Raw genomic sequence first — 15,747 nt, forward strand, 5'->3', positions numbered from 1 at the left:
AACAAAAAGTGCCAAGCCTAATAAATCACTTTTCGGTTATCTGTTCGTTAGCGGTTTTCAAGGCCAGCTTTAAACTGTCTGTATCCTTACAACCAATGTAAACATGCTTTCGATTGCTTAGGCTTAACTTCAACGCGGAACCTATCGATGCATTATACAACCATCCATCGCTCAGCATTCGGATACCAATACCTTGATACCACTTGCTTTGATAGAACGATGTCTCGGTAATGTCTGACACTTCTACATTCTTACGCCAAACACCAAAGCCGAAATACCAGCTTAGTACATTGTCTTTGACCTCAATGGTCATGGAGAAAAAGAGCAAAGCAATTAAACCATTGATGGCGTGAGCGATTAATGTCCCGGGGTTATTATCCGAGGTAACGACAATGAAAGCACTTATCGCAAAAAGGATGAGCAGCAATCCCTTGTTGAATTCCTTACTATAAAACACGGCGACAACTCCTATAGACAACGAACAACCCACTAACTAGCCAACAGTTATCTTACTGCAGCCTTTCTAAATAATCGTAGCAAGTAATGCAGGCATACTCCCACAACCAAACCAAGTAGCATCGCCTTGATACTACCAACCCAAAGTATCAAACCAGAATAACCTTGTCCCGGGCCTAAGCCTTGTTTATTAATCACATCGACGAACATAAATCCGTTCCACAGCACATGTAGTGAGGCTGTAAATCCATGCACACAAATTGCGACGGTTCCAAGTAACTTGTACTCGCTAATGACTGGTGCGCCACAAAAAATGACAACAAGCGCAAAGGTCAAAATCAGAGGGCCCGACAGTACTAAAGTGAGTGTGATTACTTCAACGTGGCTCTCTATGCCATAACTGTATGTACAAAATACCATTGTCATTGAAAACAAAAGCGAAATGAGTGCGAACCATAGCGTTCTATTCATTGGGGTTCCCTGCCTTATAGTGGGTTTAGGACAAATTTGATAATCGACAGGAAGAACTAATTACCAAAAATACGGCATGAGAAATGCCCTTGTTAAACGACTATTCGATGGACGACTCAGACTTACACAAACCCAATGTAACGTGAGACTTAGAACACAAGCTAGATAACAAAAAGGCCACTCACCTTCGCACCTGACTACATACCTTATTGAGCGCCCTGTTGAACCCAAATAACATTTTCATTTGAAGTGGGAATCTCAAACCAAGACCAAAACAGATCTAACATTTCAGGTGTCATTTCATAAGACTTACATTTGAGATCCGAGTTACGGTTAAATGCCCTCTCCTTACAAGTCTCAAACGGGACATCAAGGTAGTGAACTTCGCTGTCCACGCCTAGGTTTGATGCCCAACTTATAAAAGAATCTCGGTCAGACTTACGCCAAAAACCAAAGTCAAAAATTACCGGAACTCCCAAGGAAAACAGCTGCATTGCAGACTCTTTGAATAAACCTTGTAACGTAGCCAGCCGGCGATTAAAAACTTCGCGCTCCATATGCTCGCCATACAAAGGAATCATCCACTCATCGATCGAGAAACGAAAGGCGCCATGCTTTTCTGCAAGCGCTTTCGAGTAAGTTGTTTTACCCGATCCAATAAAGCCAGATACGAAATAGATTTTAGTCATGATGCCCCATTAGTCTGCTTGTTACGCATGATTCTTTCTTTTAGAAGTGTACCAATACTGCTCACTACAAACGTAAAAGCAAACGCCACCATTGGCCGATAGAAATCAAACGTACCATCCGTCATAAAAAAGTACTGATGAATGGCGACACCAAAGCCAACCCCTAATGCCAGCTTCAAATTCTTGAAAATTCCTTGATTCATATTCATTCCCTCGTAGAAAGCAACACTATGTATGGGTGTGAGTGACGTTATGACCAGATCTTAAATCATTGTGAAATATACGCTTAAACTGAATACGCCAAGCATTGGATCTACTAGAACGCTTTGCATATTGTAACTTAAGGGGCTTTCGTTTCGATGTTTAACTGTCCTGCCAAACCGGCTTCACGATGAATGCTTAAAGCCTTGAACTCTTCCGACGATGTCATTTCAATAAGAGCTTGTCTTGATGGATACCTGACTATTACAAACGAATCCCAAAGGTCTTCAACCTGACCTAGAATTAGACCCGTAATTTCCGAATAGAACACCACTTTTGCACCGTATTTCTCAAGAATTTCCGCCATTGGATGACCATACAAATCGTATGCTTCCCTGCCCGTTAAAGTTGTCTCTCGACCATCTGCATATTCCGCTTTTTCTCGAAACTTAAACAAGTTTAACAAATGTATTTCACCAGAATCAGGCGAAGATTTTAATCTTTCCATCTGGCTATTTGATGGATAAAGTTGATTAAGAACTTCCATTTCTCCTCCTTGAACAGAAAAATTCAAACACAGTATAATTCGATGCATACTGAATGATTCTTAAGCAATTTATTAGCTCTTGCACTCATTTTAAGGTAATGCTGAACCTCTCATTGTTTACACCACCAATAAATATAAGAGTTTCGAGTTGATCGTTATGCACCAAAATCGTTGTATTTATCTCACGACTTGATTTATTTGACTTATTTTCTAAGAGTACTAGCACATCTACTATGTAATCTGTGTCTTCCTTAGTAACTGAGCCAGAAAATTCTACATTTTCATCGTCATTACTTCTCGTAATATCAAACTTTCTATCTTTCCGAATTTCCGCCGAGACAGACGAATCACCATAGGTCAAAGTCATTGATGTTGGATCTACACTTTGGCGACCTAAAGCACTAAATGCGACTAAAAGCATTGGGAGTATAAATTTTGATGAATATTTCATTTTCTAACTTCTATTTATTTACACAAAGAGAGCTAACGCCAGCTTAAAAGGGGGATGAATGTGTGCAATGTTTGAACGGTAGCAAATACGCACTCATTGGTGTCGCTCCAATAACACGGAAAGTGGGCGCTACAAAGGTAAGCGCGTAATCCAAGGCGGTCGAGCGCAAGTACGCACATTGTTATATATGGCAATGATGTCAGCCATGCAATGTAACCCCCGTATTCAAAGCAACTTATGCTCGACTTGTAACTGCCGGAAAGCCTAAGAAAGTCGCAATAATCGCGTGTCTTCGAAAGATGCTTGTGACTCTTAACTCTATGCTGAGAGGTGGCGCCATGTGGGATGGAAATACAGCCAAAAACTAATCATTGACGCCATAGTCGTTTGTTAGCAGACAGCCTACAACGCTAGTTTGAACCCTTCATGCGTTGCTTTGAATCCAAGTTTCTCATAGAACCTGATGGCATCAGGCCGCTGTTTGTCACTTGTTAACTGAACCATTGTACAGCCTTTGTTTTTTGCCAGTTCGATAGCGTGTCCAAACATTTGCTCACCGAAACCTTGTCCACGATAGTCACTATGGATTCGAACACCTTCGATAAGACAACGCCAACTACCAATATGTGTAAGATACGGAATAAAGGTTAGTTGAAGCATCCCGACTAGAGCTCCCTCCAGTTCAACAACCAATAATTCGTTGTTTGGGTCGCGTGCAATCGCTTCGAACGCTTCAATGTAGCCACGATTCAACGGAATAGACGCATCTTCTCTTTTACTACCAAGTGGGTCATTTGAAAGCAAAGCAACAAGACTTTCCAAATCTTCAAATTCAGCTGAACGATACTTTAATTCCATCTATAAATCCTTTTTACTTCTGACTGCTAAAGCCGCATTTAAGCACGAGCAATGCGACGACAAAGCTAAACCATACCACCGTAAATACCGAACTCAACCATGCTATGGAAAATGACATGCGTGGGAATCACCTTAAACGCTTGTTTTATGAAATTAGTATGCGAATTGCACTTTATTGCTAACAACCATTTTGGTGTTATCTCTAAGTGGGTTGTTTTGCTCTACAACAATGAAAGCATTCTTGTTTTCGTAGTCAATTTTTTCAATCTCAAAACTATCTGAATCTACAACTCTTCCAGTGTGTCCATCAAAAACACTGATGAACTGCCCTTCTTGCAACGGTTTGTCTAAAGTGAACTTCACAAGTAACTTGTCACGAAACGAAAATGAGTCCTTTAATTTGACAACATTAACTTGTCCTGGTTCTGAATTGTGATAGTCAACTCCCAGATTATACGTCTGGTCGGCAACGCTAAAGTTAATGATGATAGGGGTTGTAATTCCTTGTTCCTTATTTTCATCCAACATGAGAGCGTCAGATACTGTCGATTGTTTTGGTGACGTGTTTGAATGCTTAATATGCGTTGCATCGGGTTTTGGAGCGGATAGCGAATCTGGCTCTGATTCAACAGTTAAAGCCTGCAATTGAACCCTCAATTTGTCTATCTCGGCATCCTTTGAAGACAGTTGAGCATAATAACTATCCTCAAGCTCTGTTAGCTTTCCTCTTAGACGGCGCGATTCTTCGAGTGAAAGTGGAGTTTCATCCTCGACACTGATGCGTATAGACTTTAGTGCTCTTTGCTGTCGCTGAGAGTAACCATAAACGTACTTAGCAGGTATAGGGTAAAGAAAAAGATACGCTAAGGATGTGATAGTGGGACCAATGAACAATACCCAACTAGCCGATAGGAAACTACTCAAATGAGAGCGCATAAAGCTCAACTTGTTCATTACTGGGATATTAGAAAGAACGACTAAAATGATCTCCCAGTTCCACAGACACCATGAAATAAGAAAAGCACCGAACAAAGGACTAGCTGTTCTTTCATAGAGAGTTACTTTCGTTGAATTAATTAGATCTTGAATCATGCTTTACTATCTCATTGTGTATCTTTCATATAACGCCAAATTAAGGTGTGAACAACGCTAACACCTGACCTAAACCATTGTGCCATAATCACTAAACTTACTTGAAGTGAGAGCGCCAAGCGTTATGAATCACTATTAAATTTATTGTTATATGCGTACTCATTTAGACCACTGAAATTACAACGCGCTCGTTGTCCGCTGTATCTTCCACTTCCAGTAAAGTTCCTTCCGTCTTAGCACCCTTTAACGCATTTACTAAGGCTTCTAGTTGTTCACCATTTTCGTCGAATTTAGACGATATGTTGTGAGGTATTATATTCGCTACGACTTTGGCCAAACCAAGGGGAATATACAAGCTGTCTTGCAACTCACCTGAATCACAAGAATAAGTATCGATTTTTAATTTACGCATACTGGGACTCTCGCAGACTATATGAATCAACTAGAATACGTTACCTTTGAAATATATCTGTGAGCGAGATTAAGGGTTTGAAAGCCTAGAGCATATAACGAATGACATGGATTCCCCCTACCGAGGATCTGCCACACTTATGTAGTACTTAAATGCATCGGAGGTACCATGTGTGATTATTCTTATTTCTGTGGTATCGGCTTAGTTAAAAAAACACTTCAGTCTTCATGCCGTAGACCAAAATGTTAAGGTAATACTTCATAAGTCAGTAACCCACTCGACGCTACTGACTACAATAGAAAATATGCAGTCATTGGTGTCGCTCCAATAACACGCGCAAGTACGCATTGTGCTATATATGGCAATGATGTCAGCCATGCAATGTAACCCCGTATTCAAAGCGACTTATGCTCGACTTTTAGCTGCCGGAAAGCCTAAGAAAGTCGCAATAATCGCGTGTGTTCGAAAGATGGTTGTGACCCTAAACTCTATGCTGAGAGATGGCGCCATGTGGAATGAAAGTACAGCCAAAAACTAATCATTGACGCCATAGTCGTTTGTTATGCGTATCTATCGACAAGCTCCGCCACAAAAGGCCAAGAGTAACGGCAAAGTTCAACATCTCGATCTCTACTTGGAGATTTACCTCCGTGAACGAGATTGCAACGAACTTGGTATGCAATCATGAGTATTGATTTCAATTTTCCTATAAAGCTATCGGACTCATTGTATGCATTAATATCAACCTGAGTATCTCTTTCACTATTCCTCAGATTTATAACAGCTTGAGACATAAAATACGCAATCTCAGTGTCATGCAGGTTTATTATCTCCTCAGCATCGCCCTCAGTAACATTGGCGTCAACAAAATTACTGATAGAGTTACGCTCACTATTAGACGGGTAATTGTTGTATAAATTGTTAAACCCTATCCAACAACTAGAAAAAGAATCCATAGGATCTTCGTGGTTTAGGCTTCTATCTAGCCATTCACTTGCTGTCATTTTTACCTCTCTGAAATACGCATAACAGCTCTTAGACCGAAAAATTCTGCATTTAAATATAGAACTTTTCTATCTAGTTTCATATGCACAGCAATTTACCACGATTAGTCACAGCATTTCAGTGACTTAAAACATAGATAGACTCATTGAATGACAAAGTGCAGAATATTTCCATATAGTATAAATCTCCAAAACCCCGCCTTGCTGGATATAAACACAGTACCCATACACGTCCCCCAAACACAAAAAAGCCTGCCATCTATGGGAACATAAATGGTAGGCTTTATACGTTAATTAAGCTTGTGGGTAGCTAGCTTACGCGGCTTCGAATGCGAGGGCCTTCTTCTCTACTTGGCGGAAGATCAGCGTTAGTATGCCGTTTACTGCTAAGTAGAATGCGCCAGCAATGCCGAACACGGTTAGCGTGTCGTAGGTTTGGCCGTTGATACGCTGAGCGTAGCCCATCAAATCCATGATGGTGATGGTGCTTGCCAGTGACGTGCCTTTGAAGACTAGAATCACTTCGTTCGAGTAAGCTGGAACAGCGCGGCGTAGAGCGTATGGCAGTAACACTTTAAGCGTTGCTACTTTGTCCATGCCAAGTGCACGACATGCTTCCCACTGCCCTGCTGGAATTGCGTTGAATGCGCCTCTGAACAGTAGCGTGCTGTATGCGGCAGTGTTCAAAGCTAATGCTAACATTGCACAGAACCAAGGTTGGCTTAACCAAGCCCACATGAAGCTTTCACGAATCCAATCGAACTGACCCGGCCCGTAATACACCAAGAAGATCTGCACCAACAATGGTGTGCCGGTGAACAGCGTGATGATGCCACGAGTGAACCAGTGAATCGCCGGTATTCTTAGGATTAGCGTTACCGTCATCAGCAGTGACAAGATACAACCAACAAGTAATGAAGCGCCTGTGAGTTGCAGACTGGTCACTAAGCCTTCAAGCATTTGAGAGAGGTATTGTTGATTCATGCCATTGCCCCTTTGTTACCCAAACCTTGAATAGAGAACTTGCCATCAATCACTTTTACCAATCTTTGTGTGATTAAAGTGATGACCAAGTAGATAGCTGCTGCTGTCGCGTACCAAGTAAATGCTTCGTGCGTTGCAGCGGATGTTAGTTGTGCTTGTTTCAGCAAATCTGTTACGCCAATTAGCGATACTAATGCAGTGTCTTTTAGTAACACTAACCATTGGTTGGTTAACCCTGGTAGCGCGTGTCTTACCGCTTGAGGTAACACGATACGAAAGAATGCACGAGACTGAGAAATACCAAGCGCGCTTGCTGCTTCTCTCTGCCCTTTGCTTACTGCTTTTAATGCACCACGCAAGGTTTGCGAAGCGTAAGAAGCAAAGATAAGTGACAGTGCAACAACACCAGATAAGAACGGGCTCACTTCTATGAAGTCGCCAGTGATCATGAACAGAACTTGTGTCGAACCAAAGTAGATAAACAGCACGACCAGAATTTCTGGTAAACCACGAACAATCGTCACAAATGCAGTCGTTGGCCATTTGATTGCAATACGACGAGACATCTCACCACTTGCAAACAAAACTGCTAGAACCAATCCAACCAATAGGCTTACGAACGCAAGCTGAACAGTCATCCAGCTTGCTTCGACGAGCCCTAAAGAGTAACCCGTTAATTCCATAAATTACTTACCGAAGTACTTGTTGAAGATCTTGTCGTATTCGCCGTTCGCTTTTACTGCTGCAAGTGCAACGTTAAGCTGGTCTACAAGTTCTTGATTGCTCTTGTTTACTGCGATACCAAAGCCGTTACCGAAGTACTCTTGGTTTGTTACTTGGTCGCCAACGTACGTTAGGTTGTCTTCTTTCTTGAACCATTCTGCTACAACGGCTGTGTCACCGAATACAGAATCGATACGACCGTTTTTCATGTCGATGAATGCATCTTGGTAGCTTGAGTAAGGTACCGCTGTTACGCCAGTCATTTGCTCAAGTAGGAAGCTCTGGTGAGTAGAACCGTTTTGAACACCAACACGCTTACCTTCTAATGCTGCTTGGTCTGCTACTTTGCCTTCAAAAGAGATGAATGCTGCAGAGTTATCGTAGTAAGCGTTAGAGAAGTTCACTTGTTGAAGACGCGCTTCAGTGATGTCCATTGCTGAGATAGCGGCATCGTAACGTTTGAATTTAAGCGCAGGGATCAAGCTATCAAATGCTTGGTTGTGGAAAGTACATGTCGCTTTCATCTCTTCACAAAGTGCGTTTGCTAGGTCTACGTCAAAACCTTGGATTTGGTTGTTCTCATCCATGTATTCGAATGGTGCGTAAGTTGCTTCCATTGCGAATTTGATTTCTTCTTGAGCCGCTGCGTTGAAAGAAGCAAGGCCGATAAGTGAAGCTAGTAGAATCTTTTTCATTTTGTTACTCCGAATACTGTGTAATAGCGGCCTGTGGCCATTCTTATAATTTGATTGTTTTAATTGATGTTGTGTTTAGCTAAATCTAGTGAGTCAACTTTCTTTAAATACGTGACTTACTTAATGAGTCAAATACTCGGCAAACTCAGGTGTCTGCGGATTAACGAATGAATCGCTGGTGCCGTGTTCAACGATGTACCCTTTCTCTAGGTACAGAACGTGGCTAGCAATCTTCTTCGCGAAATCGACTTCGTGCGTCACGACCACTTGGGTAATGCCCGTTCCGCTCAATCCTTTAATGATGCTCACGACTTGGTTGGTGATTTCAGGATCAAGCGCCGCTGTTGGTTCATCAAACAACAACACATCCGGTTTCATCATCAGCGCACGTGCAATCGCAACACGCTGTTGTTGACCGCCAGACAGTTGAAGTGGCCAAGCGTCTGCTTTGTCGGCAAGTTGAAGTGTCTTTAGTACTTCTTGAGCTTGCTTAATCGCTTCTTGCTTATCCAAACCCGCAACTTTGGTTGGTGCTTCAATCAAGTTTTCCATCACCGTCATGTGTGGCCATAAGTTGTATTGCTGGAACACCATGCCGACTTTACGACGAAGTTTAAGCCCCTGCTTCTCTTGGATTTGGCTTGAAAAATCGAATTGCTCGTTCGCAATGTCTAATTCGCCGTTGTCCGCGATTTCAAGCAGGTTCAATACACGCAGTAATGAACTCTTGCCCGCGCCACTTGGGCCAAGCAATACCAAGGTTTCGCCACTCTCACAGTCGAAACTGATGTCGTGAAGAACTTGGGTATCACCGTATGATTTGTTGATGCTCTTTACTTGAATACTCATGCCACAATACTGCATTAATTGTCATTTGTTAGTTATTCTATTCAATCCGAGGTTTTATGCAAGAAAAATGTATAAAAAACTACTTTGTTGAATTTTTGTAACAAATATTGCGCAAAAAACAGTCGCTATAACTGGTCTTACAACCAGAAATCGCAAGTCATTGATAAAGCTAATATCGAGATAAATAGCAAACGTTTTGCTATCAATTTATAAATCATCGCTCGATTACTAACTTATGAGCGCACTCTCCTATTAACGCTAATTTACTTGCATAAAAATTAGGGTTAAATCCCCCACTTTCCTATTAAACTGACTCGATAGGAATGCTTATTTTTCCTTTAAGGTCGTTTCGAATTATTCACTAAGTGGTGATGAAATATTGGAAATTGAGTTTCCTGGGGAGCGTCACAGCGCAATAAATGCTTTAATGGGTTCTATTCTCAACAACAATGACTTCCCAGCGAACAACGCGCAGTACAGGCAATAAGTCATAAACCATAAGCAATTAGCCATAAGCAACAAGCCATCTATTTTTAAAGCGACAACACATTAAGGCAGTCATATGCAAAACGATGTCTCTTCTACGCTCGACTCAAACCAGCGACAGACTCAAAAGAATCCCGATGCCAAACCTGAGAAAAAAAGCCTCAGTATTTTGTTTGAGCTGAGTAAATTCATTCAGCCTTATAAAGGTCGTGTTATTGCCGCGTTGATCGCGTTGATCTTCACAGCGAGCTTAACCCTCTCAGTCGGACACGGTATTCGCCTTCTTATCGACCAAGGTTTTAGCCAACAATCACTCTCAGATTTGGGCAGCGCAATTCAGTTCATCATGGTCGTGGTCGTGTTGATCTCGATTGGTACTTTCTTCCGCTTCTATTTGGTTTCTTCTGTTGGGGAACGTGTGAGTGCGGACATTCGCTTATCGGTTTTCAATCATGTCGTCACACTGCACCCGAGTTACTTCGAAACCAATGGCAGTGGCGACATCATGTCGCGCATTACAACGGATACTACTCTGCTTCAAAGCATCATTGGTTCATCGTTCTCTATGGCGATGCGCAGCGCGTTGATGTGTATTGGTGCGATCATCATGCTGTTTGCGACCAATATTAAGCTGACGTTGATTGTATTGGCCTCGGTGCCGTTTATCTTGATTCCGATTCTTGTGTACGGGCGTCGTGTAAGAGCCCTATCTCGTCAAAGCCAAGATTCGATGTCTGATGTGGGTTCTTACGCAGGTGAAGCGATTGAACACATTAAAACCGTGCAAAGCTACAGTCGAGAAGAACAAGAGAAAGCGTCATTCGCGGTAGAAGTTGAAAAGGCTTATGAGATTGGTCGTCAGCGCGTAAAACAGCGCGCGATTCTTATCTCTGGCGTTATCGTGATTGTGTTCAGTGCTATCGCAGGCATGCTTTGGGTTGGCGGCAGTGATGTTATCAACGGCACCATGTCGGCGGGCGATTTAGCCGCGTTTGTGTTCTACGCAATCATGGTTGCTTCATCATTAGGTACGATTTCAGAAGTGATGGGCGAACTGCAACGCGCGGCAGGCGCGACCGAGCGATTAATCGAGATCCTACAAGTTGAAAGCCATATTGTTGCGCCAGTTGCGAATCCAACTTCGCTTGCTAACGTAACGCCAGAAGTCGCATTTGATGATGTGACCTTCTGTTACCCATCAAGACCGGATCAGCCCGCAACAAGCAACCTCACGCTCACTGCCCATGAAGGTAAAGTATTGGCATTGGTTGGCCCGTCTGGCGCAGGTAAAACCACCCTGTTCGAACTGCTGCAACGTTTCTACGACCCACAAGTGGGTAAAGTGACGTTAGGCGGCGTTGAACTAAATCAGTTTGATCCTAACGAGCTGAGAAAGCAGATGGCATTGGTGCCGCAGCAACCTGCTCTGTTCAGCAACGATGTGTTCCATAACATTCGTTACGGCAACCCGCAGGCAACAGACGAACAAGTTATCGAAGCGGCGAAGAAAGCACACGCGCATGAGTTTATTCAAAACCTACCTGATGGCTACAACAGCTTTCTTGGTGAGCGTGGTGTAAGGCTTTCTGGTGGACAGAGACAACGTATTGCGATTGCACGTGCCATCTTGAAAGATCCAAATATTCTATTGTTGGATGAAGCAACCAGCGCACTAGACAGCGAAAGTGAGCATCACGTACAACAAGCGTTAGAAGAGTTAATGCGTGGCAGAACGACGATCATTATCGCCCATCGATTATCAACAATTAAACACGCCGACCAGATTGCAGTGCTCGATAACGGACAGCTAGTAGACATCGGCGACCACCAGTCTCTCATCAACAGCTGCGAATTGTACCAACGCTTGGTTGAGCTGCAATTCAAACACCTTAGTGCGTAATCATTGAGTGGATGTGCAACTAAGTCACTGACATTGTGTGGTTTCAAGCTTCAAAAACTTAAATCACACGTGTTGCAGTTTTGTTAATTTAGCGGTAGGGTTTTTATTCCAATAACAACTTATCCCTACGAAGGATAAGTCGATAACGTTAATTACACAGATAAGAATAAGAGAGTTCGCATGGAAGCACTATTATCTGACTACCCGGTAGTAACAGAAATCCCTGTCGCTTGGGGAGAAATGGACGCACTCAATCACGTTAACAACGCCGTATATTTTCGCTATTTCGAAACCGCTCGCTTAGATTTTTTCAAGCACGTTGAGTTGATGGAAGAGATGGCGATTACCAAAGTTGGCCCTGTTCTTGGTGACACTTACTGTAAGTATTTCCGCCCAGTCACGTATCCGGATACCTTGATGGTTGGCTCACGTGTTACCGACATTCAAGATGATCGGTTCACTATGGAATACGCCATTGTCAGTAAGGCTCAGCAGAAAGTGACGACCGTTGGCACCGCGACTATCGTGATGTTTGATTTTGCTTCGAACCAAAAAGCCCTGCTCTCACTGCGCTTAACCAATGAAATCGAAAAGATGAACACGTTGAAAAGCCCATGCTTCAAACAAGAAGCCGTGACGGAATAACGTATTCGCTGATTGAGAAAGACTCAGAAAGTCTCAGACATTAAAAAGGCCACTCGATTGAGTGGCCTTTTGTATATTGGTGCTAAGTGCTTATAAGCGGTTAACCGTTATAAACCTTGAACGCTCTCGACCTTGGAAGCTATAAACCTTGTACGTACTGAGCATTAGTACGAACTTCAACCATCTGCTCTAGGTTCTGTTGTGAACCTTCAACGCCGTTCAGTAGCGCTTCGAAATGCTTGATAAGCTCGACTTTATCTTTCACTTCTTTAGAGCCCGCACCGATGTTGGTTAGGTCAATGAAGAACTCGTCGAACAGACCTGAGAAGTCGGTTACTGCATCATGGTTTAAGAACTGCTCGTGGTTGTAAATGCTTGGGTAGCCACCCTTCTGTTTATCAACCGCAAAAGAGATGCCTTTCACGTTGGTGATCGTGGTCGCTTTCTCACACTTCAACATACAACCCGCTTCAATGCTTGGCTTGTTACAACCCACGGTTCTTTGGAAGAAACACTGGCGGCTGGTCATCATCAAGATTGGGTGGTAAATGCTGTAGAACAGCTTGAAGTTCTCTGGGCGACGAATATGACGAATCTGACCTTTGTTGATCTCGTTCGAAATGAATGCGCCTGCACAGTTAAGCTCTTCTTTCAGAGTAACCAGTGCGTGAGAGTTGGTTGTGTTCATGAACGGGCCTGCAACCCACTCAATACCCATCTCGTAAGCTTTGTAAGCAATACCCGTGTTGTTGGTTACGATGCGAGCTGGCTTGATCTCCTCAAGAATACGAACCGCTTCGTCGTAATCTTTACCGATCAATACCGCTGGGAACCAAGGAATCAAACGTGGGTTTGCTGCCAAGATGTCGATGTACTTGTTACAACGCTTCTTGAAGCTTTCTGGAAGTTTGAAGTAAACATCCGCGTCAGTCACGTCACACAGGTGTAAGTCTTCCACATCCGCGATAAGCATCGACATAGTCGGCTTCTCGTTCACTTTAGGGTGCTGAGGCAGCGCTGGCACTTCAACGTGCTTAATCACTTCCACAGAGCCGTTCAGAATGAAGTCGATCTCGTCTTTCAGGTCTGAAACTTCTTTAAGAGGAATCAGCAAGCCTGCATCCACTTCACTGAAGTCGTGGCTTTCTAGCGTGTGAACCGCACTCTTCACGTTTTTGAATCGCTTCTCAAGTAGCTCTTGAGTGATCGCCTTCTCTTCAACCGCTTTCAATAGCGATTTAGATTGAAGGGTAAAGTTCTCTTTAGGCGTGTTCACTGTCACCGTAAATGGTTGACCCACTTTTGCGCTGAACGACAGGGCTACTGGTGTCTTGCGAATATCAAGGAACTCGATCTTGTCACGCATTTCGTTACCAAGAACGTCTTTCGCTTGGTGAAGTTCGTTGGTCACTTCTTGAATCTGTACCACTGAGATTTCGTTGTTCTGCTCCGTCGCTTTTTCAACAGCGTAGTTCATGCTGTTGTCGCGCGGGTTATCGATGAACATGTCTTTCGTTAGGTTGCCCTTAAGGAAAGAGTTGGTGAAATCACGGTTGAATACTTTGTGCAGGTTCGAATCGTCTTCGATCAACAAACCACTTTCTACAAAGCTATCAATCTGTTTACGCCATGTGTCTACCACAGTGTAAACGTAGTGCGCGCCTTTAATACGGCCTTCTACTTTCAATGAGTCGACTTTCGCGTCAACCAATTCAGGTAGGTCGTAGTAAGCTGAGTTATCTTTCAGGTTGAGTGGGAACTTGTTGCCCGCGTTGGTGATTTCGTATTCATCACGACACGCTTGGCTACAACGACCACGGTTACCAGAGTTACCCACACTTACTGAGCTTGAGTAACATTGACCAGAGAATGCGATACACAGAGCGCCATGTACGAACACTTCGGTTAAGACATCGTGATCGTGTGCTACTTCCGTTAGCATCTTGATTTCAGGCAGGTTCAATTCACGAGACAAGTTAACACGTGTCGCGCCAATCTTAGACAAGAACTTGATCTGGCCTTCGTTGTGCGTTGTTAACTGAGTCGACGCGTGAACGTCTAATGATGGGAAATGCTTCTTAACCAGGTTGAATAAACCCAAGTCTTGAACAATGATGCCATCCACTTTGGTGTTCACAAGCTGGTTCAGCAGCTTGGTGATGCTCTTAGTCTCATGCTCCAGTAGCACAACGTTAAGAGTCAGGAACACTTCACAGCCGTATTCATGAGCAAGGCGAATCACACCATTCAATTCGTCTAACGATAGGTTAGAGGCCCTGTTACGAGCGTTGAATGTGTCTAAACCACAATAAACTGCATTAGCACCCGCTACGATGGCGGCTTTTATCGCTTCTACATCGCCACCTGGGGCTAATAACTCAATTTTTCTGCTCATTTTTGAAGTCGCTCACTTACTTATAATTTTTAAGCCGCGTATTCTACCCACATCACGATCTCTTTACCACCGTACAACACTTTTCAAACTAAATGACCTCAATAATGCCGAACGAATCCGATCTACCTATCCTTTATTCTTTGCGCCGTTGCCCTTATGCAATGCGCGGACGAATGGGCATCGCACTATCACTACAAAAAGTGTTACTTCGAGAAATCGTTACCAAAGACAAGCCTAGCGAACTATTGGCCAGTTCGCCAAAAGGAACAGTGCCTGTATTGGTGTTACCCAATGGACAAGTCATTGAACAGAGCTTAGATGTGATGAACTGGGCACTTCAACAAAACGATCCTCAAGATCTTCTACGTTCAAGCAATCCGGCGCTTAGCGAACAAGTTCAGCTGCTCATTAAAACCAACGACGAAGAATTTATTGGTCACTTAGAAAAGTATCGTGCATCGGTTCGTTACCGAAACATCGATGTTGAACAACGCCGACAAGCCTGCGAAACCTTCATTCGTCAGCTGGAAGGGCGACTCACCGATCAGCCCTACTTTTTTGGAGAAACCCCAAGCTTGGCCGATTTTGCGGTGATGCCTTTTGTCAGCCAGTTTGTGCGAGTCGAAAAGAAGTGGTTTGTGAAATCGGAATATCAAAACGTAGGACGTTGGTTAAGAGCGCATCTCGAAAGTAAGCTCTACACCCAAGTTATGAAGCAATACCCTTTGTGGAATGAAACCAAGCAAGAATGTCTTTTTGGTGGATAATGGTAATTCAAGGATAGAGAAAGCGTAGTAATCAAGGTAAGTACGTGACACTGTATCTTCTTTCTAATGATCAGATATTCAAAGGCTTAACTGGGTTTCCGTTGTCTTTTTACCGGTAACTA

The 15,747-nt window shown here is 43.2% G+C and carries 18 protein-coding genes and 3 pseudogenes; 6 read left to right on the top strand and 15 right to left on the bottom strand.

What is annotated here, in order from left to right:
- Positions 1–25: 25 nt before the first annotated feature.
- The 6 genes from OCV20_RS08340 to OCV20_RS08365 all read right to left on the bottom strand — a co-directional run bounded on the left by OCV20_RS08340 (position 26) and on the right by OCV20_RS08365 (position 2,815).
- Positions 26–478, bottom strand: coding sequence for a hypothetical protein (locus tag OCV20_RS08340; RefSeq protein ID WP_086775164.1), 453 nt, complete (start codon positions 476–478; stop codon positions 26–28).
- Positions 479–504: 26 nt separating this feature from the next.
- Entirely contained in the window at positions 505–927 is a 423-nt protein-coding gene (locus OCV20_RS08345; RefSeq protein WP_086775165.1) for a hypothetical protein, read from the bottom strand.
- A gap of 206 nt (positions 928–1,133) precedes the next feature.
- Complete coding sequence (locus OCV20_RS08350) at positions 1,134–1,616, bottom strand: P-loop nucleotide/nucleoside kinase family protein (protein ID WP_086775166.1); 483 nt, start codon at positions 1,614–1,616, stop codon at positions 1,134–1,136.
- Complete coding sequence (locus OCV20_RS08355) at positions 1,613–1,819, bottom strand: hypothetical protein (protein WP_086775167.1); 207 nt, start codon at positions 1,817–1,819, stop codon at positions 1,613–1,615. Before OCV20_RS08355 ends, OCV20_RS08350 begins: the two co-directional genes overlap by 4 nt.
- 137 nt (positions 1,820–1,956) lie before the next feature.
- Positions 1,957–2,364 carry a DUF1330 domain-containing protein gene (locus OCV20_RS08360; protein WP_086775168.1) on the bottom strand — a complete coding sequence of 136 codons (408 nt, stop codon included), beginning with the start codon at positions 2,362–2,364 and terminating at the stop codon, positions 1,957–1,959.
- An 85-nt stretch (positions 2,365–2,449) separates the two neighbouring features.
- Positions 2,450–2,815 (bottom strand): hypothetical protein, encoded by a 366-nt coding sequence (locus OCV20_RS08365; protein WP_086775169.1) that lies wholly within the window; start codon positions 2,813–2,815, stop codon positions 2,450–2,452.
- Positions 2,816–2,907: 92 nt separating this feature from the next.
- Between OCV20_RS08365 and OCV20_RS08370 the strand changes: the two are divergent.
- A pseudogene (locus OCV20_RS08370) lies at positions 2,908–3,183 on the top strand (transposase); the annotation flags it as partial.
- 34 nt (positions 3,184–3,217) lie between these two features.
- On the opposite strand, the gene OCV20_RS08375 reads toward OCV20_RS08370, so the two are convergent.
- From OCV20_RS08375 to OCV20_RS08385, 3 genes are all read right to left on the bottom strand, one after another.
- Positions 3,218–3,673, bottom strand: coding sequence for a GNAT family N-acetyltransferase (locus tag OCV20_RS08375; protein WP_086775170.1), 456 nt, complete (start codon positions 3,671–3,673; stop codon positions 3,218–3,220).
- Between the two features lie 153 nt (positions 3,674–3,826).
- Positions 3,827–4,765, bottom strand: a complete 939-nt coding sequence (locus OCV20_RS08380) for a hypothetical protein (RefSeq protein ID WP_086775171.1) — start codon at positions 4,763–4,765, stop codon at positions 3,827–3,829.
- A gap of 163 nt (positions 4,766–4,928) precedes the next feature.
- Positions 4,929–5,177 carry a hypothetical protein gene (locus OCV20_RS08385; RefSeq protein WP_086775172.1) on the bottom strand — a complete coding sequence of 83 codons (249 nt, stop codon included), beginning with the start codon at positions 5,175–5,177 and terminating at the stop codon, positions 4,929–4,931.
- Between the two features lie 168 nt (positions 5,178–5,345).
- On the opposite strand from OCV20_RS08385, the pseudogene OCV20_RS08390 reads away from it, so the two are divergent.
- Positions 5,346–5,484: pseudogene (locus tag OCV20_RS08390) on the top strand (IS110 family transposase); the annotation flags it as partial.
- Positions 5,485–5,514: 30 nt separating this feature from the next.
- Positions 5,515–5,715: pseudogene (locus OCV20_RS08395) on the top strand (IS110 family transposase); the annotation flags it as partial.
- Between the two features lie 22 nt (positions 5,716–5,737).
- Here OCV20_RS08395 and OCV20_RS08400 read toward each other — a convergent pair.
- The 5 genes from OCV20_RS08400 to artP all read right to left on the bottom strand — a co-directional run bounded on the left by OCV20_RS08400 (position 5,738) and on the right by artP (position 9,432).
- Complete coding sequence (locus tag OCV20_RS08400) at positions 5,738–6,181, bottom strand: HEPN domain-containing protein (RefSeq protein WP_086775173.1); 444 nt, start codon at positions 6,179–6,181, stop codon at positions 5,738–5,740.
- Positions 6,182–6,496: 315 nt separating this feature from the next.
- The gene (gene artM / locus OCV20_RS08405) at positions 6,497–7,165 is read right to left on the bottom strand and encodes an arginine ABC transporter permease ArtM (protein WP_048611121.1); all 669 of its coding nucleotides are present in this window, start codon (positions 7,163–7,165) and stop codon (positions 6,497–6,499) included.
- On the bottom strand, positions 7,162–7,848 hold the full coding sequence (gene artQ / locus OCV20_RS08410; protein WP_017061822.1) for an arginine ABC transporter permease ArtQ: 687 nt from the start codon (positions 7,846–7,848) through the stop codon (positions 7,162–7,164). Before artQ ends, artM begins: the two co-directional genes overlap by 4 nt.
- A gap of 3 nt (positions 7,849–7,851) precedes the next feature.
- Entirely contained in the window at positions 7,852–8,583 is a 732-nt protein-coding gene (locus OCV20_RS08415) for a lysine/arginine/ornithine ABC transporter substrate-binding protein (protein ID WP_016795731.1), read from the bottom strand.
- Positions 8,584–8,703: 120 nt separating this feature from the next.
- Positions 8,704–9,432 carry an arginine ABC transporter ATP-binding protein ArtP gene (artP, locus tag OCV20_RS08420; protein ID WP_086775205.1) on the bottom strand — a complete coding sequence of 243 codons (729 nt, stop codon included), beginning with the start codon at positions 9,430–9,432 and terminating at the stop codon, positions 8,704–8,706.
- A 562-nt stretch (positions 9,433–9,994) separates the two neighbouring features.
- Between artP and OCV20_RS08425 the strand changes: the two genes are divergently transcribed.
- Positions 9,995–11,818: an ABC transporter ATP-binding protein/permease gene (locus OCV20_RS08425; RefSeq protein ID WP_086775174.1), complete on the top strand. Its 1,824-nt coding sequence runs from the start codon at positions 9,995–9,997 to the stop codon at positions 11,816–11,818.
- Between the two features lie 180 nt (positions 11,819–11,998).
- On the top strand, positions 11,999–12,463 hold the full coding sequence (locus OCV20_RS08430; RefSeq protein WP_048615837.1) for an acyl-CoA thioesterase: 465 nt from the start codon (positions 11,999–12,001) through the stop codon (positions 12,461–12,463).
- Positions 12,464–12,602: 139 nt separating this feature from the next.
- On the opposite strand, the gene OCV20_RS08435 is transcribed toward OCV20_RS08430, so the two are convergent.
- Positions 12,603–14,858: a peptidase U32 family protein gene (locus OCV20_RS08435; protein ID WP_017063916.1), complete on the bottom strand. Its 2,256-nt coding sequence runs from the start codon at positions 14,856–14,858 to the stop codon at positions 12,603–12,605.
- Between the two features lie 104 nt (positions 14,859–14,962).
- Between OCV20_RS08435 and OCV20_RS08440 the strand changes: the two genes are divergently transcribed.
- Positions 14,963–15,625, top strand: coding sequence for a glutathione S-transferase (locus OCV20_RS08440; protein WP_086775175.1), 663 nt, complete (start codon positions 14,963–14,965; stop codon positions 15,623–15,625).
- Positions 15,626–15,747 lie beyond the last annotated feature (122 nt).

The organism is Vibrio coralliirubri, from assembly GCF_024347375.1.
GTDB classification, from domain to species: Bacteria; Pseudomonadota; Gammaproteobacteria; order Enterobacterales; family Vibrionaceae; genus Vibrio; species Vibrio coralliirubri.

What these genes read in the sequence shown, in the direction of transcription:
- OCV20_RS08400 (WP_086775173.1), bottom strand. Translation starts at nt 6,181, where the DNA reads ATGACAGCAAGTGAATGGCTAGATAGAAGCCTAAACCACGAAGATCCT.
- OCV20_RS08350 (WP_086775166.1), bottom strand. Translation starts at nt 1,616, where the DNA reads ATGACTAAAATCTATTTCGTATCTGGCTTTATTGGATCGGGTAAAACA.
- OCV20_RS08430 (WP_048615837.1), top strand. Translation starts at nt 11,999, where the DNA reads ATGGAAGCACTATTATCTGACTACCCGGTAGTAACAGAAATCCCTGTC.
- OCV20_RS08385 (WP_086775172.1), bottom strand. Translation starts at nt 5,177, where the DNA reads ATGCGTAAATTAAAAATCGATACTTATTCTTGTGATTCAGGTGAGTTG.
- artM (WP_048611121.1), bottom strand. Translation starts at nt 7,165, where the DNA reads ATGAATCAACAATACCTCTCTCAAATGCTTGAAGGCTTAGTGACCAGT.
- artQ (WP_017061822.1), bottom strand. Translation starts at nt 7,848, where the DNA reads ATGGAATTAACGGGTTACTCTTTAGGGCTCGTCGAAGCAAGCTGGATG.
- OCV20_RS08415 (WP_016795731.1), bottom strand. Translation starts at nt 8,583, where the DNA reads ATGAAAAAGATTCTACTAGCTTCACTTATCGGCCTTGCTTCTTTCAAC.
- OCV20_RS08380 (WP_086775171.1), bottom strand. Translation starts at nt 4,765, where the DNA reads ATGATTCAAGATCTAATTAATTCAACGAAAGTAACTCTCTATGAAAGA.
- OCV20_RS08360 (WP_086775168.1), bottom strand. Translation starts at nt 2,364, where the DNA reads ATGGAAGTTCTTAATCAACTTTATCCATCAAATAGCCAGATGGAAAGA.
- OCV20_RS08345 (WP_086775165.1), bottom strand. Translation starts at nt 927, where the DNA reads ATGAATAGAACGCTATGGTTCGCACTCATTTCGCTTTTGTTTTCAATG.
- OCV20_RS08365 (WP_086775169.1), bottom strand. Translation starts at nt 2,815, where the DNA reads ATGAAATATTCATCAAAATTTATACTCCCAATGCTTTTAGTCGCATTT.
- OCV20_RS08355 (WP_086775167.1), bottom strand. Translation starts at nt 1,819, where the DNA reads ATGAATCAAGGAATTTTCAAGAATTTGAAGCTGGCATTAGGGGTTGGC.
- OCV20_RS08375 (WP_086775170.1), bottom strand. Translation starts at nt 3,673, where the DNA reads ATGGAATTAAAGTATCGTTCAGCTGAATTTGAAGATTTGGAAAGTCTT.
- OCV20_RS08440 (WP_086775175.1), top strand. Translation starts at nt 14,963, where the DNA reads ATGCCGAACGAATCCGATCTACCTATCCTTTATTCTTTGCGCCGTTGC.
- artP (WP_086775205.1), bottom strand. Translation starts at nt 9,432, where the DNA reads ATGAGTATTCAAGTAAAGAGCATCAACAAATCATACGGTGATACCCAA.
- OCV20_RS08425 (WP_086775174.1), top strand. Translation starts at nt 9,995, where the DNA reads ATGCAAAACGATGTCTCTTCTACGCTCGACTCAAACCAGCGACAGACT.
- OCV20_RS08435 (WP_017063916.1), bottom strand. Translation starts at nt 14,858, where the DNA reads ATGAGCAGAAAAATTGAGTTATTAGCCCCAGGTGGCGATGTAGAAGCG.